The organism is Thermomonospora umbrina (assembly GCF_003386555.1).
Taxonomy (GTDB): Bacteria; Actinomycetota; Actinomycetes; order Streptosporangiales; family Streptosporangiaceae; genus Thermomonospora; species Thermomonospora umbrina.
The window spans coordinates 5,693,455-5,715,205 of record NZ_QTTT01000001.1 but is presented as its reverse complement, the minus strand read 5'-3'; the positions used below and the strand labels follow the sequence as shown (position 1 = coordinate 5,715,205).

Genomic DNA, 21,751 nt, shown 5'->3' with positions numbered 1-21,751 from the left:
GACGTCACGGCGGGAGATTACTCGCTCACCGTATCGAGCGCAGTCAGTCGCGGGCGTAGATATCGATCTTCGGCGGCCTTCCACCCGTGGGCGGGATCTTCCGGGTCTTCAGGGCGAAGGCCATGACGTCCCGGAAGACCGGTGCGGCCACATCGCCACCATAGTGGCTGCCCTTCGTCGGCCTCTGCAGGACGACCTGGACGACCAACTGGGGGTCGTCGGCCGGGGCGAAACCGGCGAACGAGGCGGTGTAGCCGCCGCCGCGGTAGCAGTTGCAGCGCGGGTTCGGGATGTTGGCGGTGCCGGTCTTGCCCGCGACGCGGTAGCCCGGGATCTGGGCCTCGGGGGCGGTGCCCTCGTCGGTCGTGGCGCCCTCGAGCATCCGCACGATCTCCTCGGCGGTGGACTCCTTGATCACCCGGCGCGGGGCGGGTGTCGCGGCGGCCTCGAACCGGCCGTCCGGACCGATCGCCCCGGCGATGAGGCTGGGGGCAGCCCGGACGCCGCCGTTGGCGATGGTGGCGTAGACGCTGGCCATCTGGAGCGCGTTCACCGAGACCGTCTGCCCGAACGAGATCGGGTAGCGGTCGGTGCCGGACCACTTGGCCGGCGGGCGCAGCAGCCCGGCCGTCTCGCCCGGCAGGCCCACGTCGGTGCGCTCGCCGAACCCGAAGGCCCGCAGGTAGTCGTACAGCGTCTGGCTGCTGATGGTCTCGCTGGCGAGGATCGTGCCGACGTTGCTGGACTTGGCGAGCACCCCCGCGAAGGTGAGCCGCTCGGTCGGATGGTGCGAGGAGTCGTGGAACATCCGGTCGTAGCGCGGGATCTGGTACGGCACCCGGTAGACGGTGTCGGGACGCACGCCGCCGCGCTCCAGCACGGCGGCGGCGGTGATGACCTTGTTGGTGCTGCCCGGCTCGTACGCCTCCTCGACGACGGGGTTGCCCCAGTCGTCGGACTCGCCGTAGCGGTTGGGGTCGTAGCCGGGGGCGGCGGCCATCGCCAGGATCCGGCCGGTGCGCGGGTCCATCACGATGACGCTGCCGCTGCGCGAACCGGTCCTGCGGACCTGCTCCTCGATGGCCTCCTGCGCCTTGGCCTGGACGTCGCGCATCAGGGTCAGCCGCAGGCCCTCGCCGGGCACCGGCGGGCGCTTGCTGTCCTCGCCCATGGGGATGTGCTGGCCGCCGGGGCTGATCTCGACGCGCTGCCAGCCGTCGGTCCCGGCGAGCCGGTCGTCCAAGGCGGACTCCAGGCCCGCGCCGCCCTCTCCTTCACCGTTCACGAACCCTATGACGTTGGCCGCGAGGGAGTCGTTGGGGTAGATGCGGCGGTACTCCGGCAGGGTGTCGATGCCCGCGAAGCGCAGCGCCTCGACCATCCGGCCCTGGTCGGGAGGGACGCCCCGAGCCAGGTAGGCGAACCGGGTGCGCGGTGTGCTGATGACCTTGAGGACGTGGGCGGGCTCCAGGCCGAGCATCGGGGCCAGCGCCGCCACGATCTTCGGCCGCTGCTCGGCCTTGATCATGTGCGGGTCGGCGTAGACGGCGCGGGCCTCCACGGTCTTGGCCAGCGGATGGCCCTCGGCGTCGGTGATGTCGCCGCGCACCGCGGGCAGCTCCAGCTTGTGCAGCCGCTGGTCGATCGCCCGCGCGGTGTACGCCTCGGACTCGATGGTCTGGAGCTGGACGAGCCGGCCGGCGAACAGCGACAGCACGAACGCGATGACCAGCAGCCCGGCGTTGAGCCGCCGGAGGGGGTCGCTGCGGCGGAACGGGATGCGCGGCAGGACGCGTCCGCCGCCGGGCGGCCGGCCGCCGGACGACCCCCGAGGTCGGGTGCCGCCGGTCTGCGCCGGCCGGATGCGCCCGGAGGGGCGGTCGGCCGGGCCGCGCGACGCGGGCCTCCCCTTCGGCGAGGTGCGTCCGCCGTCGGCCGAGGGACGTCGCGCGTCGGGTCGGTCGTCCCGAGTGCGCGGCTCCTTGGCGCGGTCGCCGCCGGCGGGGCGCGGCGGGGTGCCGGAGGAGCGGCCGGGCCGGCGGCCGGGTGCGCGCGCCGCGCCGGGGCCGCTCTGTCCGCGGTTCTGCGGGGAGCGTCCGCGGCCCGACGGCGGTCCGGCCGCGCCCCGTCCGGGTCGGGTCGTCATGAGGCCTTCCCCGTGGTCACGGCCGCTGCGCCGCCGTGGTCACGCCGTCGCCGGGGATGACCACGCCCGGCACTCCGAGGGCCGCGGCGGCGCTGGCGGCGGCCGCCGCGTCGTGCGGGACGGGCCGCACCGCGCCGCCCACCACGCGCCGGGTGTGCGGGTCGATGAACGCCAACTGGGTCGGCTGCTCCATGCCGAGGTTCTCGGCCTTGCGGGCCAGGCGCTGGGGCGACTCCTCGCGGGCGACCTCGCTCTCCATGGCCTGCCGCTGCTGGTCGAACTGCTTGACGCTGCGCTGCAGACGCGTCAGCTCGAAGGCGTCCTTGGCCAGCACGGTGTTCAGCAGCAGGAGGCTGACCAGCGCCCCGCTGAGCAGCCCGACGATCAGCACCACGAACGGGGCCCGGGGCGGCGCGGACCGCGCGATCGCCTCGGCGCGCTCGGCCCGCTCGACCCGCTCGGCGCGTTCTGCCCGTTCGGCGCGCTCCGGGCGGGCGGCCGGTCGTCGCGCCGGGGCGCGTTCGCGGGCCGTGCCGCCGCGGCGGGCGGTGCGGGACCCGCGGCGCGGCCGGGGCTCCTCCACGGTCGAAGTCATGCCGTACCTCCTGGGCCCGGGACGTCCTCGCGGATCCGTTCCGCGGCGCGCAGGCGCACCGAGGCGGCGCGCGGATTGGCCGCGGTCTCCTCCTCGGCGGGCAGCTCGGCGCCCCGGGTGAGCAGCCGGAACCGCGGCTGCCGCTCGGGCAGCGGGACGGGCAGACCGGGCGGGGTGGTGTCGGTGGTGCGCGCGGCCAGCGCACGCTTGGTGATGCGGTCCTCCAGGGAGTGGTACGACAGCACGGCGACCCGCCCCCCGACCGGCAGCGTCTCCAGCGTGGCGGGCAGCGCGCGCTCCCAGATCGTCAGCTCGCCGTTGACCTCGATGCGCAGCGCCTGGAACGTCCGCTTGGCGGGGTTGCCGCCGGTCCGCCGGGTCGCCGCCGGGATGGACGTGCGGACCAGGTCGGCCAGCCGCCGCGTCGAGTCGAGGGGCTCGCGCTGCCGTTCGCGCAGGATGGCGGTGGCGATGCGTCGGGCGTACCGCTCCTCGCCGTACTCGCGCAGGATCCGCGCCAGCTCCGCGGCGGGGTAGTCGTTGACGACGTCGGCGGCGGTCAGGCTCTGGGTGGGGTCCATCCGCATGTCGAGGGGCGCGTCATGGGAGTAGGCGAAGCCGCGCTCGGCCTCGTCCAGTTGGGGGGAGGAGACGCCGAGGTCGAACAGGACCGCGTCGGCGTGCGGCTCGCCCAGGTCGGACAGCACCCGGGGCAGCTCGTCGTAGACCGCGTGGACCAGCCTGATCCGGTCGGCGAATCGTTCCAACCGGCGTCCGGAGCGCTCCAGTGCGGAGGGGTCGCGGTCGAGGCCGACCAGGTGCAGCGTCGGATGGGCCTCCAGCATGGCCTCGGCGTGACCGCCCATTCCCAGGGTGGCGTCCACGTAGACGGGGTCACGGCCCCGGGAGGCGGCGGCCTCCACGGCGGGGGCGAGCAGTGACAGAACGCGTTCGAGGAGGACCGGTACGTGACCGGCCCGTGGTGCGTGCGGGCTGTCGTTCATCGAGATCACCCCCTTGTGATGCCACGTCGGCCCCGGCGCCTCGTCGGCGCGGGCGGCCACTCGCGGTAGTGGCGTCGCCGGTCCGCCCTCGTCCCGCCCGGCCGTCGCGGCCCGGAGAGGGGACCGCCGCGCGGTCCCCGCGGGAGCCCCCGAGGGCCGGCCGCCTCGTCCGGCCAGGTCCCCATCCGCTGCCCTTTGAGGAAGCCCGCCGCGTCGCCGCGGGGAGGGAGTGCCACCTGACACCGGGGAAGCTGCGTCAGCTGGCCGGAGAGCGGGTGGAGACCTGGCCGAACGTCGGCCGTACCGGTCGCTGCGACCGGCGTGTGGAAGCTCAAAGCACCCCGGGCATCACCTCCTGGGAGAGGTCGGAGAACGCCTGCTCCTCCTGCTCCAGGTAGCTCTCCCAGGCCTGGACGTCCCAGATCTCCAGGCGGGTGTTGGCCCCGATGACGGCGCAGTCGCGCGTCAACCCGGCGTAGGTGCGCAGCGGCGGCGGGACGGTGATCCGTCCCTGTTTGTCGAGGGCCTCGTCGGAGGCGCCGGCGAAGAAGACCCGACTGTAGGCTCGCAGGGCCCTGTCGGTGACCGGTGCGGTGCGCAGAGCCTCGGTGATGCGCTGGAACTCCGCCATGGGGAAGACGTACAGGCAGCGTTCCTGGCCCTTCGTGATCACCAATCCCCCCGACAGCTCCTCGCGGTACTTCGCCGGCAGGAACAGTCGTCCCTTCTCGTCGAGGCGCGGAGTGTGGGTGCCCAGAAACACCGGCCCACCTCCCCGCGCCGCGTAGGGCGCGACCGGCCCCCACGGCGCCCCACTCTACTCCACTCTTCCCCACCGTCAACTGTCAAAACCCCTGTACCGTTCCGTCTCTCGCGACAAAGCCGCAGGTCAATCGGGGTGGTGTGGAGTGGGGCACCGCGAGGGGCCCGCGCCCGGCCCCGGCCGAGGGGGAACCCTCCCCCGGCTCGGCGCGGAGGATCTCACGGCCCCGGTGGGGCGAAGTGGGGGAAGCGGGACGCGACGCGGACGCCGGGACGAAGCACCGGGAACGCGTCGAGTCGGCGGCGATCCCCCAAGGGCGGCAGAATGATGACCCTCGCGCCGCGAGCGAATCATCGCGGCGGAACGACGGGACGACGTACTGTCGTTTAGGCACACAAAAGACGCACACCGCCTCGCGGCAGGCCGTGCCATGGGCCCCGGCCCGGGCGCGTCCGGCGCGGGGGCCGGGGTGGCTGAGGAGGGTTCGTGACAGTAGGGACGCACGGCGAGTCATCTGTGAACCCCCCCGCCGGCGGCGCGTCCCGAGCCGACGGACCCGGGCCGGAGGGCCTCGTCCAGGTCGCCGCCAAGATCCGTGACGCCGTGGAGTCGGTCATCGAGGGCAAGCCGCAGGCCGTGCGACTCGCGCTGACGGTGCTGCTGGCGGAGGGGCACCTGCTCATCGAGGACGTGCCGGGCGTGGGCAAGACCATGCTCGCCAAGGCGCTCGCCCGCTCCATCGACTGCTCGGTGCGGCGCGTGCAGTTCACCCCGGACCTGCTGCCCAGCGACATCACGGGTGTCAGCGCGTACAACCAGGAGCGGCGGGAGTTCGAGTTCAAGCCGGGCCCGGTGTTCGCCAACATCGTCGTCGGCGACGAGATCAACCGCGCCTCGCCCAAGACCCAGTCCGCGCTGCTGGAGTGCATGGAGGAGCGGCAGGTCACCGTGGACGGCGTCACCTACGGGCTGCAGGCGCCGTTCATGGTCATCGCCACCCAGAACCCGGTGGAGATGGAGGGCACGTACCCGCTGCCGGAGGCCCAGCGCGACCGGTTCACCGCGCGGATCTCCATGGGCTACCCCGACCAGGCCGCCGAACTGGAGATGCTCGACGTGCACGGCCGGTCCTCCCCGCTGGACCGGCTGCGCCCGGTCGCCGACGCGGCCGACGTGCGGTCGCTGGTCGGCGTGGTCCACCGGGTCCACATGGCGGCGGGCGTGCGGCAGTACGCCGTGGACCTGATCACCGCCACCCGCAACCATCCGGACCTGCGCCTGGGGGCCTCCCCCCGGGCGACGCTGCAGTTGGTGCGGGCGGCCCGGGCGTACGCGGCGCTGGACGACCGCGACTACGTGGTGCCCGACGACCTGCAGGCGCTGGCGGTCCCGGTGCTGGCGCACCGGCTGCTGCCGACCGCCGAGGCGCAGATCGAGCGGCGGCTGCCGGAGCAGGTGGTGACCGACCTGGTGGGCCGGCTGCCGGTGCCCGGCCCCCGGCGCTGAGACCCGTCCCCGCGACCCCCATTCAGGGAAGGGCCGAACGTTGAAGAGAGCGCTGGGCGGTCTGACCACCCGGGGCCGGTCCTTCGTGGCCGCCGGGCTGACGGCGATCGCGTGCGCGTTCGTGCTCGGCGAGCGGGACCTGCTGCGCGCCGGGATCCTCGTGCTGTCGCTGCCGCTGCTGTCCTCGGTGGTCGTCTCCCGCACCCGGTACCGGCTGGCGTGCGCCCGGCGGCTGGACCCGCCGCGGCTGCCGGTCGGCCATGAGGCGCGCGTCGACCTGCGGCTGGAGAACGTGTCGCGACTACCCGGCGGACTGCTGCTGGTCGAGGACCGGGTGCCGTACGCGCTGGGCGGCCGGGCCCGGTTCGTGGTCGACCGGATCGAGCCGCAGGGCTCCCGGGAGCTGGGCTACCGGGTCCGGTCGGACGTGCGGGGGCGCTACCGGGTCGGGCCGTTGACGGTCCGGCTGGCCGACCCGTTCGGGCTGGTGGAGCTGGTCCGCTCGTTCAGCCTCGCCGACCGGCTGACGGTCACCCCGCCGATCGTGGACCTGCCCGCCGGGCGGCTCGCGGGCGGCTGGACCGGCGGCGGCGAGAGCCTGGCGCGGGCAGTGGCCGCGGCGGGCGAGGACGACGTGACGCCCCGCGAGTACCGGCACGGCGACGACCTGCGCCGCGTGCACTGGCGCTCCACGGCGCGGCGCGGCGAGCTGATGGTGCGCCGCGAGGAGCAGCACTGGCGGAGCAGCGGGACGCTGTTCCTGGACACCCGCCGCCGGGCGCACGTCGGGGAGGGCCCGGGGGCCTCGTTCGAGCAGGCCGTGTCGGTCGCCGCCTCCCTCGGGGTGCATCTGAGCCGGACGGGGCTGGGGCTGCGGTTCGTCACGGACGCCGGCGAGACCCTGCCGCACTCGGTGTCGTTCGAGGGCGCCCTGCTGGACACGCTGGCGGTGGCCCGCCAGTCCGCGGTGCGGTCGCTGACGCCGGGGCTGGCGGCGCTGGGCGGACGGGTGGGGCCGGGACGCGAGGGCGAGGGCCTGGTGATCGCGGTCTTCGGCCTGCTGGACCCGGAGGAGGCGCGCGCGGTGGCCTCGGCCCGGCGTGGGACCGCCACCTATGTCGCGATCCTGGTGGATCCGCTGGGGTCCCCCGACGGTTCGTTCGGCGGGGCGACCGCCCGCGTGCTGCGCGCCGCCGGATGGCGGGTGGCGGTGGTCGCGTCGGCCGCCGAGCTGCCGGCCGCCTGGACCGCCGCCGAGCAGACGGCCGAGGAGCCGGCGCGGGGCCGGACATGAGCGACCGGCGGATCACGATGCGGAAGGGCGGAGCCCGGTCATGCGCGTACGCCTGACGATCGTCGCCGCGGTGGCGACCCTGCTGAGCTCCCTGGGGCTCTACCCGCTGTTCGAGGGCTCCGGGTGGGCCTGGTCCGGGTTCGGCGCCGTCGTCGCGGTCGCCGCGACGGGAGTGGTGACGCGCCGGTTCCGGCTGCCCGCGGCGGTGGGGGCGCTCACCGCGCTCGGAGCCCTCCTGGTGTACGTCACGGCGCGGTACGCCGCCGGGTACGCGCTGCTGGGGATCGTGCCCACGCCGGATTCCCTGGGCCGGTTGAACGTCCTGATCGAGGAGGGCTGGCGGGCGGCCAACCGGTACGCGGCGCCGGTGCCGCGGGGTCCGGGCATCGAGCTGCTGGCGACCCTGGGCATCGGCGCGGTGGCGGTGATGGTGGACCTGCTGGCGGTGCGGCTGCGCCGGGCCGCCCCGGCCGGGCTGCCGCTGCTGGCCCTGTACAGCGTGCCGGCGGCGATCCGCGAGGAGAGCCTGAGCTGGGTGGCGTTCGCGCTGGGTGCGACGGGGTTCCTGGCGCTGCTGCTGGCCGACTCGCGGGAGCAGGTGGGGAGCTGGGGGCGGCCGGTGCTCACCCACCGGTGGAGCGAGGAGCCGCCGCGGCGGCGACCGGACTCGCGTGCCCTGTCGGCGACCGGGCGTCGGCTCGGTCTGGCCGCGGTGACGATCGCGGTGGCGGTGCCGACCTTCGTGCCGGGCGTCCAGCCGCGCGGGCCGTTCGGGCTCGGCGAGTCGGGCGGGTCCGGCGGCTCGCAGACGGTGACGACGCCCGATCCGCTGGTGGGCCTGAAGCGGGAGCTGACCCGGCAGACCGACCAGACGGTCCTCACCTATCGCACCGACGACCCCTCGCCCGACTACCTGCGGCTGTACTCGCTGGACGACTTCGACGGCAACCGGTGGACCTACAGCCCCCTGCGAAGCTCGCCCCGGGACCGGATCGCCGGGCGCGGCCTGCCCTCCCCGCCGGGTCTGCTGTCGGCCCGCACCCGCACCGTCACCACCCGGATCTCGGTGGCCGACGAGGTGCGGAACATGACGTTCCTGCCCGCCCCGTACGCGCCGTCCCGGGTGTCGGTCGAGGGCGACTGGCGGGTGCACGCCCCTTCGCTGATGGTGTACTCGCTGCGCGACAACGCCGCCGGGCGCGCCTACACGGTCACCAGCCTGCGCGCCGAACCGAGCGCCGCCCAGCTCCACGCCGCCGGGACTCCCCCGCCGGACCTGCTGCGCCGGTACGTCCGCGTCCCGAACGACATCCCTCAGCCGATCCGGCAGCTCGTCGGCACCGTCACCGCGGGCGCCCGGTCGCCGTACGAGCAGGCGCAGAAGCTGCAGGACTGGTTCACGCAGGAGGGGCGGTTCGTCTACGACACGGCCCCCGCCGCCCCGAAGGGCACCAACGACCTGGTGGACTTCCTCCTGGTGTCCAAGCGCGGCTACTGCGAGCAGTTCGCGGCGTCGATGGCGCTGATGGCCCGTCTGCTGGGGATCCCGGCCCGGGTGGCGCTGGGCTACACGTCCGGTTCGCGGGGCGCCTCCGCCGAGTGGACGGTCCGCTCCCGCGACGCGCACGCCTGGCCGGAGCTGTACTTCGAGGGCGCCGGATGGGTCCGCTTCGAGCCCACCCCCGCCGGGGCCACCGGGCAGGGCAGCGCCACCGTGCCGACCTACACCCGGCGGGAGACCGCCGGGGCGCGGCCGGAGCCGAGCGACGGCACGTCGGTCGCGCCGTCCCCGTCCACCTCGACGACGCCGGGGGCCGCCGCGCCCGCCCCCAACCGCCGCGTCGACGGCGGCGAGGGCGCCCTCGCCCCGGACCTGGAGTCCGACGACGGCGGCCTGCCGGTCTGGCTGCCGGCGCTCCCGCTGGTGCTGCTGCTGCCGGTGGCCCCGATGCTCGCCCGGATGCTGGCCCGTCGACGTCGCTGGTCCCGGGCGCTGACACCCCGCGCCGCGCCCGGCGGCCCACCCGGCTCGAGCGGCCCGCCGGGGCCGCCCGGTGCGCGACCGTCCGGCGACCGACCGCACGACGTCCCGTCGTCGGCCGACCCGACGGAGGCGGCCGACGCCGCCCACGCCGCCTGGCTCGAACTGCGCGCCGAGGCGATCGACCACGGCCTGCCCTGGCGACCCGGCGACAGCCCCCGCGCCACCGCCCGCCGCCTCACCGGCCAGTTGGAGCTGGACCCCCCGGCCGCCGCCGCCCTCGACCGGGTGGCCCGCGCCGAGGAACGCGCCCGGTACGCCCCCGCACCGGGCCCCACCACCACGCTCCGCGAGGACGTCCGCATCATCCGCACCGCCTTCGACGCCGCCGTCGACCGCCGCACCCGCTGGCGCGCCCGCCTGGCCCCCCCTTCCACCTTGGAGAACTTCCGCGACACCGGCTCCCGAGCCCTCGACGCCGTCGACCGCCTCGGCACCTCCCGCCTCCGCCGCCTCACGTCCCGCCTGACCTCCCGCCGCTGACCACCCGAGCACACCGCACCGAACCCGCGAGCCACCGGCGCGGACGAAGCGGTTCACGAGTGTCGACGGCGGTCGATCGGCCGGCCGGTCGGCTGGCAGGCGTCCCGCCGACCGCTTGAGCGGGTGGCCGCTTCATGGCGGCGATGCGGGGTCGTGGCCGGACGGATCGGCCGGGCGAGGACCGTCCTGGGGAGGCCGGGATCCGCCGGTTCTGGAGTGCGCGCCAAATCACGGGCGCGCCGGGGTGCATCCGTGGCCGGGGGGCCCAGGCTCCGGGCGGTAGGGCCCCTGCGGGCGGGAACGGAATCGGCCAAGTCTGAAGTGGGATCTGCCGGGGTCACGGGCGCTGCCGGGATACGTCCGAGGCGGGACGCGGCGGCGGGTCGCACGCGGGCGGCGATGAGATCGGCTGGCTCTGGAGTGCGGCGTGCCGAGGTCGCTCGCGCCGGGGTACGTCCGCGACGGGAGCCCGAGGCGGGACGGGGCGGCTGGCTTGCGGGCGGGCGGCGACGGGATCCCCCGGGTCCGGAGTGGGGCGTGCCGAGGTCGCCGGCACGCCGGCGTCGACCGTGGCGCGGCGCGGGCCCGGGGCGGGACCGTTTGGTCCTGCGGGCGTGAGGGAGCGGGATCGACCGAATCTGGAGGGGGACCTGTCGAGGTCACGGGCGCGCCGGAGGGCGTCCGCGAACGGGAGCCGGGGCGGTGGGTTCTGCGTCGGGCGGGGGCGGGATCGGCTGGGGGTGGGTTGGGGCGTGTCGGGGTGGCGGGCGCGTTGGGGGGCGTCCGTGGTGGGGGCCGGGGGCTCGGGGCGGGACGGTGGGTCCTGCGGGCGGGGCCTCGGGGGTGGGGGGAGGGTGGCCGGTCGGCCTGCCGGGGGGCGGGCCGACCGGGGGGTCAGTCGCCCTCGGTGCGGCGGCGCCAGCGCTCCTCGAAGCGCTCCATGAAGCCCGTGCGGGAGCGGCGGCCGCCGCCGTTCGGGCGCGAGCGGGTGCCGGGATCGGGTTCGTTGCCCACGCCGGTCATCCGCTTCCAACTGGTCAGGCCCCACACGCAGGCGACGACCATGAGCAGGAAGCCGGTGACACTGATCGCGATGGTCGTGGTGCCGGCATTGATGACGAGGCCCGTCATCAGCACCACGACCCCCAGCACGAAGCCGAGGACCGCCTTGACGATCCGGCGCTTGTAGTGCACCTGGGGATCCTTGGACCGGACGGCGTGCGCGAACTTCGGATCCTCGGCGTACAACGCCCGCTCGATCTGGTCGAGCAGACGCTGCTCGTGCTCAGAGAGCGGCACGGCGCCTCCCAACGACAGCCCCGTCTCGGGGATTCCGACGACGGACGGAGAACTCAACGGTGATATGCCCACAATACGAGGCCCCACGAGTGTTCGAAAGGAAACGTCCACCCGGAGGCCACCCACGAGCCGTCACACGAGGCCCGTTCATGCTCTGGAGTCTCTGTTGTCACACATGTCACCGTCGTCGCCCGAACGGTCGACGAGCGCCGCAGGGCGGACCGCCCCCCGGCCGAACCTGCGGGTCACCCTGTCCATCGCCTGTTCGGCCTCCCGCCAGCCGGTTTCCGGCTCATCGAGGGCCAGTTGACGGGGGGTACGCCCGGTGGTGGCGAGGTTCTCCACGCGCACACCCACCAACCGCAGTCGTACCCGATCCAGACCGGCCGCCTCGTACAGTTCACATGCTGTGATATAGATCACACGAGAAAGATCAGTGGCCTCGCGCAGGGTGCGGGCCCGGGTCAGGGTGGTGAAGTCGGCGGACCGCAGCTTGACGCTGATCGTCCGGCCGGAGAGCCCGGCGGTCCGCAGCCGCGCGCCGACCCGTTCCGACAGCCGCAGCAGCTCGCGGCGGATCAGCTCCGGGTCGTCGATGTCGTGGTCGAACGTCTCCTCGGCGCCGATGCTCTTGTCGGGCACGGAGGCGGTCACCGGCCGGGGGTCGCGGCCCCAGGCCAGGTCGTGCAGGTGCCCGCCCGCGGCGTTGCCCAGCTCGCGGCGCAGCGTGGCCACCGGGACGCGGGCGAGGTCGCCGACGGTCCGCAGGCCCAGCCGGCGCAACTGCTCCTCCGTGCGCTCCCCCACGCCCCACAGGGACGCCACCGGGAGCGGGTGCAGGAACTCCTCCACCCGGTCGGCGGCCACCACCAGCAGCCCGTCGGGCTTGCAGCGGGTGGAGGCGAGCTTGGCGACGAACTTGGTAGAGGCGACCCCCACCGAACAGGTGATGCCCTGCTGCTCGGCGACCTGCTCGCGGATCAGCCGGCCGATCGCGGCGGGGCGGCCCAGCAGCCGTTCGGCCCCGGAGACGTCCAGGAACGCCTCGTCCAGGGCCAGCGGCTCGACCAGCGGGGTGATCGAACGGAAGATCTCCATCACCGCGGCGGAGACGCGGGTGTAGCGCTCGTGGCGGGGCGGCAGGACCACCGCCCGCGGGCACAGCCGGCGGGCCCGGGTCATCGGCATCGCCGAGTGGACCCCGAACGCGCGCGCCTCGTACGAGGCGGCGGCGACCACGCCCCGGCCGCCGGCCCCTCCGACGACCACGGGACGGCCCCGCAGCTCCGGACGCTCCAGCAGCTCGACGCTGACGAAGAACGCGTCCATGTCGACGTGCAGGACGCCGCAGCCGGTGTCGTCGGCGAGGGGACCCGGCGGCGGACCGGGCCGATGGAGTTGCTGCTTCCTGCTCACCCGGGGAGGTTATCCGCGTGCCAGCAGGTGGAGCTGGGTGGCCAGGTCGCGCAGCACCGGATGGACGGCGGCCGCCGACTCCAGCGCGATCAGCGACTCCACGGCCTCCGGGTCGCCGTCCAGCACCCCGCCGGGGACCAGGTCGGCGAAGATCCGCACACCGTGCAGCTCGGTGACGCGCAGCCCGGCCGCGACGGCCAGCTCCGACAGCGCCTGGCGGGTGAACCGCAGCGGGACGGGGTCCCGATCGCCCCACCGCCCGGCGGGGTCGTCCAGCGCCCTGCGCGCGTCGTCGAAATGGCCGCCCACGGCCCGGTGCAGGGCGGCGGCGACCCGACCCGCGACCAGCACGCTGACCGCCCCTCCGGGCCGTACGGCGCCGGCGACGGCGGCCATCGCGGCGGCGGGGTCGTCCACGTACTCCAGGACGCTGTGGCACAGCACCAGGTCGGCGCGCGCGGGGCCGATCAGGTCGAGCAGCTCGCCCGCGTCGCCTTGGACGGACTCGACGGCGACCCCCGCCTCGGCGGCCCGGCGCTCCAGCGCGGCCAGCGCGTCGGGGCTGGCGTCGACCACCGTCACCCGGTGCCCGAGCCCGGCGAGCGGCACGGCGAAGCCGCCGGTGCCGCCGCCCGCGTCGATCACGTCCAGGGCGCGGCCCTCGGGCCCCGCCAGCTCGTCCACCGTCCGGCGGAGCGCGTCCCACACCACGGCGGTCCGCACCCGCCCGGTCCCCCGGGTGTGCATCGTCGCGTTCCCGCCCATCCGGCGCTCGGTCGTGTCCGTCATCGAGACCACCCTAGTCCCGGTCGCTACAGGGCCAGTGACGGTTTGAGCTCCTGCAGCCGCGACAGCAGCCCGTTGACGAACCTCGGGGACTCGTCGGTGGACAATTCGGTGGCCAGCGCCACCGCCTCGCTGACGGCGACCCCGTCCGGGACGTCGTCGACCCACAGCAGCTCGAAGGAGCCCAGGCGCAGCAGGTTGCGGTCGACGGCGGGCATCCGGTCCAGGGTCCAGCCGGTGGCGTAGGTGGCCAGCAGCTCGTCGATCCGCTCGCGATGCTCCTGCACGCCCTCGATCAGCCGGACGGCGTGCTCGCGGGCCGACAGCTCGTCGGTGTTGGGCCGGCCGCGCTGGGCGAGCAGCTCGCCGGGCTCCATGCCCCGCATCTCCGACGCGTACAGGATGTCCAGGGCCAGCTTGCGGGCCTTGGTGCGTGCGGACATCAGCCGCGGCCGAGGTATTCGCCGGAGCGGGTGTCGACCTTGACCTTCTCGCCGGTGGTGATGAAGAGCGGGACCTGGATCTCGGCCCCGGTCTCCAGGGTGGCGGGCTTGCTGCCGCCGGTGGAGCGGTCGCCCTGCAGGCCCGGGTCGGTGTGGGTGATCTCCAGGACCACGGCGGCGGGCAGCTCGACGTACAGGGGGGTGCCGTCGTTGAAGGCGATCACCGCGTTCTGCTCGGGGAGCAGGTAGTCGGCGGAGGTGCCGACCGTGGCGGCCGGGATGTGCGGCTGATCGTAGGTCTCGGTGTCCATGAAGACGAAGTCCTCGCCCTCGCGGTACAGGTACTGCATCTCCCGCTTGTCGACGTTGGCGACGTCGACCTTGGTGCCGGCGTTGAAGGTCTTGTCGACGACCTTGCCCGAGAGCACGTTCTTGAGCTTGGTGCGCACGAACGCGCCGCCCTTGCCGGGCTTGACGTGCTGGAACTCCAGTACGGTCCAGAGCTGGCCGTCGAGGTTCAGCGTCATGCCGTTCTTCAGGTCGTTCGTGGTGGCCACGGTGCTTCTCCCGGTCGCGGTCCCGCCCTCGGTGCGCACCCGGCCGGGTCACACCACGAGCAGGTCCTTGGTCGTCTTGGTGAGGATCTCGGGCCCGTCCGCCCGGACCACCAGGGTGTCCTCGATGCGGACTCCGCCCCGGCCCGCGAGGTACACCCCCGGCTCGGCGGTGATCGGAACCCGATCCGTCAGTCTACCGGTCTTGTCGTACCCGAGAAGCGGCGCCTCGTGGATCTCCAGGCCGACGCCGTGCCCGAGCCCGTGCGGGAAGTCGTCGCCGTGGCCGGCGGCGCGGATCGGGTCGCGGGCGGCGGCGTCGACGTCCTTGGTGTCGGCCCCCGGCCGGGCGGCCTCGACGCCGGCGCGCTGCGCGGCGGCGACCAGGTCGTACACCTCGCGCTGCCAGTCCGCGACGCGACCGACCGCCACGGTGCGGGTCATGTCGGCGTGGTAGCCGCCGTACAGGGCCCCGAAGTCCATGGTGAGCAGGTCACCGAGGGCGACGGGCCGGTCGCCCGGACGGTGGTGCGGGACGGCCCCGTCGGGCCCGGCGGCGACGATCGAGGCGAACGCGGGGCCCTCGGCGCCCAGGTCGACCATGGCCCGTTCCAGGGCCACGGCGATCTCGCGTTCGGTGATCCCGGGGCGCAGGGTCGGCAGCACGATGTCGAAGGCCCCGTCGGTGATCGCGCAGGCCCGCCGCAGCAGCGCGATCTCGCCCTCGTCCTTGACCTTGCGCAGCTCCTCGACCGCGTGGCCGAGCGGCACCAGGGCGGGGCCGTGCCCGCCGGCGGCGGCGGCCAGCTCGGCGTGCCGCTCGACGGTGACGTGGTGGGCCTCGAAGGCCAGTCGGCGCGCCCCCGAGGCGGCGGCCCGCTCGACGAGGACGCGCGCGGTGGCCCGGTCGACGACGAGTTCGAGGTCCGGGGCGGCGACCCGTGCGGTGCCCGCGTACCGGGCGTCGGTGGCCAGCACGGCGACACCGTCGGCGCGGATCAGCAGCGCCGCGTTGGAGGCGGCCAGGCCGGTCAGGTAGCGCACGTTGACCAGCCGGGTGATCAGCGCGGCGTCCGCGTCGGCCGCGGCGACCAGCGCGGCCAGGCGCGTCCGGCGTTCGCGGTGCTCGGGGTGCTCGGGGTGCTCGTCCGCCATGGCCGGGGACTCTACCCGTCGGGGCCCGGAGCCCCACAAAATGTGAACGATCCTCTGCTTAGCCTTGATCGGCGGGATGCCGCTGCCCTACCTTGATCCCCGCTGCGCCCCCTCGGTCCCATCGGTCCCCGCCGTTCCGTGGGATCCCTGCGGAAGGACGTCCCCGTGAGCGTGACCCGCCGCCGTCTGTTGGGCACCGGAGTCCTGACCGCCGCGGGCGCGGCGGCGTCCGCGGCCGGCGCCGCCCGACCCGCCGCCGCCACGACCGCCGCGCAGGCGGACGTCGCGATCGTGGGCGCCGGGCTGGCCGGTCTGGTGGCCGCCCGGCGACTGGTCGCCCGGGGCGTTTCGGTGATCGTGCTGGAGGCCCGCGACCGCGTCGGCGGACGGGTGTACGGGCTGCCCCTGGGGAACGGCTCGACCAGCGAGGGCGGCGCGGAGTTCATCGGCCCGACCCAGGACCGGATCGCGGCGCTGGCCGCCGAGCTGGGCGTGCGGACGTTCCCGACGTACAACACCGGCAAGAACGTCTACTGGCGCAACGGCAGGCGGACCCTCTACGCCACGGACGGGTTCCTGGGCGCGGTGCCGCCGGACATCGGCGTGGTCGAGCTGAAGCTGGCGATGACCAGGCTCAACGCCATGGCGAGGGACTTTCCCGTCGGCGAGCCCTGGAGGCACGCGCAGGCCCGGGAGCTGGACGCCGACAGCTTCGAGGGCTGGGCGCACCGCAACTCGTTCACCCCGAGCGCGCGCTTCCTGCTCGGCGCCCTCATCCACGCGACGATGTCGATCCCGTCGCGCGAGGTGTCGATGCTCTACATGCTCAACTACATCGCCTCGGCGGGCAACGAGAGCACGCCGGGCACGGTGGAGCGGCTGATCGACACCAAGGGCGGCGCCCAGGAGACCCGCTTCGTGGACGGCTCGCAGGAGATCCCGATCCGGCTGGCGGCGGCGCTGGGCGACCGGGTCCGGCTGAACGCCCCGGTGCGGCGGATCGCCGTCGACGGCGCGGGCGTCCAGGTGACGGCGGACGGGATCACGGTGACGGCGCGGCGGGCCGTGGTGGCGGTGCCCCCGGCGCTCGCCGGGCGCATCGACCACTCCCCCGCGCTGCCGGCCCGACGGATGCAGCTCACGCAGCGGTACCCGATGGGCTCGGTCACCAAGGTGGTGGCCGTCTACCCCACGCCGTTCTGGCGGGAGGACGGACTGACCGGTCAGGTGCTCAGCGACAGCGGGCCGGTGGACGTGACGTTCGACAACAGCCCGCCGTCCGGGACGCCGGGGATCCTCATGGGGTTCATCAGCGGCTCGTACGCGCGCGGGCTCGACGCGGCCCCGCCCGAACGGGTGCGGGCGGAGGCGTTGGAGAGCTTCGTGCGCTACTTCGGGGCCAGGGCGGCCGCGCCGACGCACTTCGCGGCCCAGCGGTGGGACACCGAGGTCTGGAGCGGCGGCGGTCCGGTCGGCTACGCCCCGCCGGGGGTGCTGACGGACTTCGGGTCCGCGCTGCGGGAGCCGTGCGGGCCGATCCACTGGGCGGGCACGGAGACCGCCGGGCACTGGACGGGCTACATGGACGGCGCGGTGCGCTCCGGCGAACGGGTGGCCGAGGAGGTCGGCAGGGCCCTGTGAGGGCCCCGCCGACCGACGCCGTCACACCTCGGCGGCCATCTCCTTGACCTTCTCGATCAGCGCCAGACGGGCCTTGTGGTCGCCGGCGACCGGGGTCACGTTGAGGGTGGTGATCCCGGACTCCTTCATGGCGGCCAGGCGCTCGCGGACGTGGGACTCCGGGCCGATGAGCGACATGTCGCGCAGCAGCTCGTAGGGCACCTTGGCGGCGGCCTCGTCCTTCTTGCCGGCCAGGTAGAGGTCCTGGATCTCCTCGGCCTCCTTCTCCCAGCCGTAGCGGCGGCAGAGGTCGTTGTAGAAGTTCTTGCCCTTGGCCCCCATGCCGCCGACGTACAGCGCCACCATCGGACGGCCGAACTCCAGCCAGCCCTCCACGTCGTCGCCGATGGCCAGGGCGGCCTGGCCGACGACGTCGAGGGGGCCCAGCGCCTCGTCGCGCTTGGCCCGGCCCGCCGCCAGCGCGTCGCCCCAGACGTCGCCGGCCTTCTCCGGCAGGTAGAAGATCGGCTGCCAGCCCTCGGCGACCTCGGCGGCCAGCTCGACGTTCTTGGGGCCGATGGCGGCGATGTGCACCGGGATGCGGTCCCGTACGGGGTGGTTGATGAGCTTGAGCGGCTTGCCCAGCCCGGTGCCCTGGTCGGCGGGCAGCGGCAGGGTGTAGTGCTTGCCCTCGTACTGGACGCGCTCGCGCTTCCAGACCTGGCGGCAGATCTCGATGATCTCGCGGGTACGGCCCAGCGGGGCCTTGTAGGGCACTCCGTGGAAGCCCTCGATGACCTGCGGGCCCGAGGCGCCCAGGCCGAGCGTGAAGCGCCCGTCGGAGACGTAGTCCAGCCCGGCGGCGGTCATCGCCAGCAGGCTCGGCGTGCGGGTGTAGACGGGCAGGATGCCCGAGGCGATCTCCAGGCGGTCGGTCTTGGCCGCGATGTAGCCGAGTTGGCTGACGGCGTCGAAGGTGTAGGCCTCGGCGACGAACACGATGTCGAGGCCGGCCTTCTCATAGTCGGCCAGGCCCTCGACGGTCTCCTTGAACTCTCCGGAGTAGCTGAGTGGCATCCCGATGCGCATGGGCACCTCCCGGTTGTGGATTGACGTGGCTCAGACGCCGAACGCGGGGCCGCGCAGGGCGGCCAGCGCGGGCGCGTACATTCCGGTGCGGATCTTGGCGACCGTGCCGCCGTCCTTGCCCGCCAGCCCGGCGGCCAGGGCCACGGCCGTCGGGAGGACCTCCTCCTCGGGCACGGCGCGGGCGACGATCCCGGCCGCGAGGGCCTCCTCGGCCGGGTACCGGCGGCCGGTGAGCATCGCCTCGTGCGCCGTGGCCCTGGGCAGCCGCGACTGGATCAGCGCGCTCATCCCCGGTGAGAACGGCATGCCGAGGTCGACCTCGGGCAGGCAGAAGTACCCGCGGCCGGTGCGCATGACGGAGAGGTCGTGCGCCAGCGTGAGCATGGCGCCGCCGGCGAAGGCGTGACCGTTGACGGCGGCGACGGTGGGCATCGGGAGGCTCAGCAGCCGGGCGTACATCTCGTGGACCCGACCCAGGTACTCCTCAAGGCGGTCCTGATGGGCGCCGAGCCACTCGAGGTCCAGGCCGTTGGAGTAGAACTTGCCGACGCCGACGGTGACCAGCGCCCTGGGGCCCTCGGCCTTCTCCGCGGTGTCGAGCGCGTCGAGCACCCGGTCCAGGAAGGCGGGGCTGAAACGGTTCTCGCCCTCGTCGAGGCGCAGGACGAACACGTCTCCCTCGCGCTGCAGTTCGATCACGCCGGGTCTCTCCCTCGCTCGTCGGTCGACTTGACCCTACCCATGAGTAACAAGGTGGGACACCGTCGGCGTCCGCTACGCCATCCACCCCTATGACACTCATCATAGTCAACCTCGACTTCATATGATGAATGTCATAATCGGGTCCATGGCAACCGACAGTCGCGAACGGATGGTCCGCAGCGCCGCCTTCCTCTTCCGGGAGCGCGGCTACAGCGGCACGGGCTTCCGCGACGTGATCGCGCACAGCGGGGCGCCGCGCGGGTCGATCTACCACCACTTCCCCGGCGGAAAGGTGCAGTTGGCGACCGAGGCGGTGCGCTACGCCGGGGAGTTCCTCAACTCCGGGATCGAGGCCGCCGTCGAGGGCGGCGACCCGGGCGCCGCGGTGGACGCCTTCATGGGCTGGTGGCGCACGGTGCTGATCAAGAGCGAGTTCCGGGCCGGCTGCCCGGTCGTGGCGGTCACCGTGGAGTCCCACGACGAGGCCCCGCAACTCGCCGACGCGGCCGCCGCCGTGTTCGCCCGCTGGCAGGACACCCTCGCCACCGGCCTCGGCAACGCCGGCGTGCCCGACGACCGCGCCGCCGGCCTGGCCCGGCTGATCGTCGCCGCCGTGGAGGGGGCGACCATCCTGTGCCGCGCCCACCGCGACGTGGGTCCGCTGGACGAGGTCGTCGCCGAGCTCAAGAAGCTCGCCCGGTCCGCCGTCGAAGAGGGCTGACCGGCGTCGTGCCGTTCCCCCGCGCGAGGGCGCTCAGGCGGACGGTCGTCCGGCCCCGTCCGCCGTCCTGCGCCGTTCGCGCGCGAGGGCGCTCAGGCGCCGTCCTCGTCCGCCAGCAGCCCGGCGACGGCGTGCAGCGCCAGCACGTACGACCGCAGGCCGAAACCCGCGATCGTGCCCGTGGCGACCCCGGCGACCACCGTGGTGTGCCGGAACTCCTCGCGGGCGGCGGGATTGGAGATGTGCACCTCGATCAGCGGCGCGGTGCGCTGCGCGAGGGCGTCCCGCAGCGCGTACGAGTAGTGCGTGAACGCCGCCGGGTTGAGGACGACGGGGACGCGGCCGTCGGCGGCCTCGTGGACCCAGCCCACCATCTCGGCCTCGTCGTCGGTCTGCCGCACCTCGACGTCCAGGCCGAGCCCGCGCCCGGTCTCCCGGCACAGCGCGGCCAGGTCGTCGAACGTCTCGGCCCCGTACACGTCGGGCTCCCGGGTGCCGAGACGCCGCAGGTTGGGCCCGTTGAGGACCAGCACGGTCCTCACTGCGCGACCTCCCGGTAGGCGGCGGCGAGCAGCTCCTCGTCGGGGCCCTCGAGGCGACCGGGCTCAGCGAGGCCGTCCAGGACGACGAACCGCAGCGTCGCGCCGCGCGCCTTCTTGTCGACGCGCATGGCGTCGCGCAGCGCCGGCCAGGCGTCGGCCGGGTACGAGGTCGGCAGCCCCACCGAACGCAGCACGGAACGGTGCCGCTCGACGACGTCCGCGGACAGTCGGCCGGTGAGGCGGCCCAGCTCGGCGGCGTAGACCATCCCGATGGCGACCGCGTGGCCGTGCCGGAACCGGTAGTCCTCGGCCTTCTCGATGGCGTGGGCCAGCGTGTGCCCGTAGTTGAGGATCTCCCGGAGACCGCTCTCCCGCAGGTCGGCGGAGACCACGTCGGCCTTCACCCGCACCGCGCGTTCGACCAGCTCGCGGGTGTGCGGACCGGACGGCGCGGCGGCGCCCTCGGGGTCGTCCTCCACCAGGTCGAGGATCGCCGGGTCGGCGATGAAGCCGGCTTTGATCACCTCGGCGAGGCCGCTGATGTAGTCCTGGTGCGGCATGGAGATCAGGGTCGACAGGTCGCACAGCACGCCCGCCGGGGGGTGGAAGGCCCCCACGAGGTTCTTGCCCTCGGGGACGTTGATGCCCGTCTTGCCGCCGACGGCCGCGTCGACCATGCCCAGCAGCGTGGTCGGCACCAGCACCGACCGCACGCCCCGCAGCCAGGACGCGGCGGCGAACCCGGCCAGGTCGGTGGTGGCGCCGCCGCCGACGCCGACGACCGCGTCCGAACGGGTCACGCCGAGCCGGGCGAACTCCGACCACAGGCCCGCCAGCACCCCGACCTCCTTGGCGGCCTCGCCCTCGGGCACCGGCAGCGGATGGACCGTGTACCCGGCCTGCTCCAGCACCGTGCACAGCGGACGGGTGATCTCCGGCAGGGCGGCGTTGCCGATCACGGCGACGGTGCGGACCCGGTCGCCGAGCAGCCCCGGCAGCTCGCCGAGCACCCCCGCGCCCACGACGACCTCGTACGGGTCGGCGCCGCGGACGCCGATGCGGGTGGCGGTCACTGCGCGGCCTCCGGCAGCGACGCGAACACCTCGGCCACGATGTCCTCCGGGTCACGCCCGTCGGTGGCCACGGTCACGCCCGCCAGGCGCTCGTAGATCGGCAACCGCTCCTCCATCAGCTTGCGCAGTCGACTGCGCGGGTTCAGCACCAGCAGCGGCCGGGCCGAGGCCAGGCCCACGCGCTTGACCGCGTCCGACAGGCCCACCTGGAGGTAGACGACCGTGTGCCCGGCCAGCAGGTCCTGCGTCTCGGCGGCCAGGACGGCCCCGCCGCCCAACGCCAGGACGCCCTCGTGCTCGGCCAGCGCGGCGGACACCGCGGCCCGTTCGAGGGCCCGGAAGCGCTCCTCGCCGTCGTCGATGAAGATCTCGCCGATCGGCTTGGCGGCGGCGGCCTCCACGTCGGCGTCCGTGTCCCGGAACGCCACGCCCAGCCGCTCGGCCAGCGCCTCTCCGATCGTGGTCTTGCCCGACCCGGGCGGGCCGATCAGCACGACCCTCGGTCTGCTCATGACGCCC

20 protein-coding genes are annotated in these 21,751 nt (G+C 74.3%); 5 read left to right on the top strand and 15 right to left on the bottom strand.

The window, feature by feature from the left end:
- Positions 1–43: 43 nt before the first annotated feature.
- The 4 genes from DFJ69_RS25600 to mraZ all read right to left on the bottom strand — a co-directional run bounded on the left by DFJ69_RS25600 (position 44) and on the right by mraZ (position 4,508).
- Positions 44–2,146 carry a peptidoglycan D,D-transpeptidase FtsI family protein gene (locus tag DFJ69_RS25600; RefSeq protein WP_116024950.1) on the bottom strand — a complete coding sequence of 701 codons (2,103 nt, stop codon included), beginning with the start codon at positions 2,144–2,146 and terminating at the stop codon, positions 44–46.
- A 16-nt stretch (positions 2,147–2,162) separates the two neighbouring features.
- A complete protein-coding gene (gene ftsL / locus DFJ69_RS25595; RefSeq protein ID WP_211328738.1) occupies positions 2,163–2,741 on the bottom strand; it encodes a cell division protein FtsL in 579 nt (192 codons plus the stop codon).
- Positions 2,738–3,745 (bottom strand): 16S rRNA (cytosine(1402)-N(4))-methyltransferase RsmH, encoded by a 1,008-nt coding sequence (gene rsmH / locus DFJ69_RS25590; protein ID WP_116026912.1) that lies wholly within the window; start codon positions 3,743–3,745, stop codon positions 2,738–2,740. The genes ftsL and rsmH overlap by 4 nt, the downstream gene beginning before the upstream one ends.
- Before the next feature lie 331 nt (positions 3,746–4,076).
- Entirely contained in the window at positions 4,077–4,508 is a 432-nt protein-coding gene (gene mraZ, locus DFJ69_RS25585; protein WP_116024949.1) for a division/cell wall cluster transcriptional repressor MraZ, read from the bottom strand.
- A gap of 516 nt (positions 4,509–5,024) precedes the next feature.
- On the opposite strand from mraZ, the gene DFJ69_RS25580 reads away from it, so the two are divergent.
- The 3 genes from DFJ69_RS25580 to DFJ69_RS25570 are packed head-to-tail and all read left to right on the top strand — an operon-like array spanning position 5,025 to position 9,832.
- A complete protein-coding gene (locus DFJ69_RS25580; RefSeq protein ID WP_116024948.1) occupies positions 5,025–6,014 on the top strand; it encodes an AAA family ATPase in 990 nt (329 codons plus the stop codon).
- Positions 6,015–6,054: 40 nt separating this feature from the next.
- A complete protein-coding gene (locus tag DFJ69_RS25575) occupies positions 6,055–7,308 on the top strand; it encodes a DUF58 domain-containing protein (RefSeq protein ID WP_116024947.1) in 1,254 nt (417 codons plus the stop codon).
- Between the two features lie 40 nt (positions 7,309–7,348).
- The gene (locus DFJ69_RS25570) at positions 7,349–9,832 is read left to right on the top strand and encodes a transglutaminase TgpA family protein (RefSeq protein WP_116024946.1); all 2,484 of its coding nucleotides are present in this window, start codon (positions 7,349–7,351) and stop codon (positions 9,830–9,832) included.
- Positions 9,833–10,726: 894 nt separating this feature from the next.
- On the opposite strand, the gene DFJ69_RS25565 is transcribed toward DFJ69_RS25570, so the two are convergent.
- The 6 genes from DFJ69_RS25565 to DFJ69_RS25540 form a co-directional block, all read right to left on the bottom strand.
- Positions 10,727–11,131: a DUF3040 domain-containing protein gene (locus tag DFJ69_RS25565; RefSeq protein ID WP_116024945.1), complete on the bottom strand. Its 405-nt coding sequence runs from the start codon at positions 11,129–11,131 to the stop codon at positions 10,727–10,729.
- A 147-nt stretch (positions 11,132–11,278) separates the two neighbouring features.
- Positions 11,279–12,547, bottom strand: coding sequence for a DNA polymerase IV (locus DFJ69_RS25560; protein WP_116024944.1), 1,269 nt, complete (start codon positions 12,545–12,547; stop codon positions 11,279–11,281).
- 9 nt (positions 12,548–12,556) lie between these two features.
- Complete coding sequence (locus DFJ69_RS25555; RefSeq protein ID WP_116024943.1) at positions 12,557–13,336, bottom strand: methyltransferase domain-containing protein; 780 nt, start codon at positions 13,334–13,336, stop codon at positions 12,557–12,559.
- A gap of 23 nt (positions 13,337–13,359) precedes the next feature.
- A complete protein-coding gene (nusB, locus tag DFJ69_RS25550; protein WP_116024942.1) occupies positions 13,360–13,776 on the bottom strand; it encodes a transcription antitermination factor NusB in 417 nt (138 codons plus the stop codon).
- Positions 13,776–14,333 carry an elongation factor P gene (gene efp / locus DFJ69_RS25545; protein ID WP_116026911.1) on the bottom strand — a complete coding sequence of 186 codons (558 nt, stop codon included), beginning with the start codon at positions 14,331–14,333 and terminating at the stop codon, positions 13,776–13,778. Before efp ends, nusB begins: the two co-directional genes overlap by 1 nt.
- Before the next feature lie 48 nt (positions 14,334–14,381).
- Positions 14,382–15,485: a M24 family metallopeptidase gene (locus tag DFJ69_RS25540; protein ID WP_116024941.1), complete on the bottom strand. Its 1,104-nt coding sequence runs from the start codon at positions 15,483–15,485 to the stop codon at positions 14,382–14,384.
- Positions 15,486–15,650: 165 nt separating this feature from the next.
- Between DFJ69_RS25540 and DFJ69_RS25535 the strand changes: the two genes are divergently transcribed.
- On the top strand, positions 15,651–17,126 hold the full coding sequence (locus tag DFJ69_RS25535) for a flavin monoamine oxidase family protein (RefSeq protein ID WP_211328736.1): 1,476 nt from the start codon (positions 15,651–15,653) through the stop codon (positions 17,124–17,126).
- 21 nt (positions 17,127–17,147) lie between these two features.
- On the opposite strand, the gene DFJ69_RS25530 is transcribed toward DFJ69_RS25535, so the two are convergent.
- Both DFJ69_RS25530 and DFJ69_RS25525 read right to left on the bottom strand, forming a co-directional pair.
- Complete coding sequence (locus tag DFJ69_RS25530; RefSeq protein WP_116024940.1) at positions 17,148–18,194, bottom strand: LLM class F420-dependent oxidoreductase; 1,047 nt, start codon at positions 18,192–18,194, stop codon at positions 17,148–17,150.
- A 30-nt stretch (positions 18,195–18,224) separates the two neighbouring features.
- Positions 18,225–18,893 (bottom strand): enoyl-CoA hydratase/isomerase family protein, encoded by a 669-nt coding sequence (locus DFJ69_RS25525; RefSeq protein WP_116024939.1) that lies wholly within the window; start codon positions 18,891–18,893, stop codon positions 18,225–18,227.
- Between the two features lie 148 nt (positions 18,894–19,041).
- Between DFJ69_RS25525 and DFJ69_RS25520 the strand changes: the two genes are divergently transcribed.
- On the top strand, positions 19,042–19,617 hold the full coding sequence (locus DFJ69_RS25520) for a TetR/AcrR family transcriptional regulator (protein WP_116024938.1): 576 nt from the start codon (positions 19,042–19,044) through the stop codon (positions 19,615–19,617).
- A 92-nt stretch (positions 19,618–19,709) separates the two neighbouring features.
- Here the strand turns inward: DFJ69_RS25520 and aroQ are convergent, their stop codons facing one another.
- The 3 genes from aroQ to DFJ69_RS25505 are packed head-to-tail and all read right to left on the bottom strand — an operon-like array spanning position 19,710 to position 21,744.
- Positions 19,710–20,159: a type II 3-dehydroquinate dehydratase gene (gene aroQ, locus DFJ69_RS25515; protein WP_116024937.1), complete on the bottom strand. Its 450-nt coding sequence runs from the start codon at positions 20,157–20,159 to the stop codon at positions 19,710–19,712.
- On the bottom strand, positions 20,156–21,232 hold the full coding sequence (aroB, locus tag DFJ69_RS25510; protein WP_116024936.1) for a 3-dehydroquinate synthase: 1,077 nt from the start codon (positions 21,230–21,232) through the stop codon (positions 20,156–20,158). The genes aroQ and aroB overlap by 4 nt, the downstream gene beginning before the upstream one ends.
- Positions 21,229–21,744 carry a shikimate kinase gene (locus DFJ69_RS25505; protein WP_116024935.1) on the bottom strand — a complete coding sequence of 172 codons (516 nt, stop codon included), beginning with the start codon at positions 21,742–21,744 and terminating at the stop codon, positions 21,229–21,231. Before DFJ69_RS25505 ends, aroB begins: the two co-directional genes overlap by 4 nt.
- Between the last annotated feature and the right edge of the window lie 7 nt (positions 21,745–21,751).

Coding starts and splice junctions, on each gene's coding strand:
- DFJ69_RS25520 (WP_116024938.1), top strand. CDS start 19,042: ATGGCAACCGACAGTCGCGAACGGATGGTCCGCAGCGCCGCCTTCCTC.
- DFJ69_RS25600 (WP_116024950.1), bottom strand. CDS start 2,146: ATGACGACCCGACCCGGACGGGGCGCGGCCGGACCGCCGTCGGGCCGC.
- nusB (WP_116024942.1), bottom strand. CDS start 13,776: ATGTCCGCACGCACCAAGGCCCGCAAGCTGGCCCTGGACATCCTGTAC.
- DFJ69_RS25570 (WP_116024946.1), top strand. CDS start 7,349: ATGCGCGTACGCCTGACGATCGTCGCCGCGGTGGCGACCCTGCTGAGC.
- rsmH (WP_116026912.1), bottom strand. CDS start 3,745: ATGAACGACAGCCCGCACGCACCACGGGCCGGTCACGTACCGGTCCTC.
- DFJ69_RS25530 (WP_116024940.1), bottom strand. CDS start 18,194: ATGCGCATCGGGATGCCACTCAGCTACTCCGGAGAGTTCAAGGAGACC.
- ftsL (WP_211328738.1), bottom strand. CDS start 2,741: ATGACTTCGACCGTGGAGGAGCCCCGGCCGCGCCGCGGGTCCCGCACC.
- DFJ69_RS25505 (WP_116024935.1), bottom strand. CDS start 21,744: ATGAGCAGACCGAGGGTCGTGCTGATCGGCCCGCCCGGGTCGGGCAAG.
- DFJ69_RS25540 (WP_116024941.1), bottom strand. CDS start 15,485: ATGGCGGACGAGCACCCCGAGCACCCCGAGCACCGCGAACGCCGGACG.
- DFJ69_RS25555 (WP_116024943.1), bottom strand. CDS start 13,336: ATGACGGACACGACCGAGCGCCGGATGGGCGGGAACGCGACGATGCAC.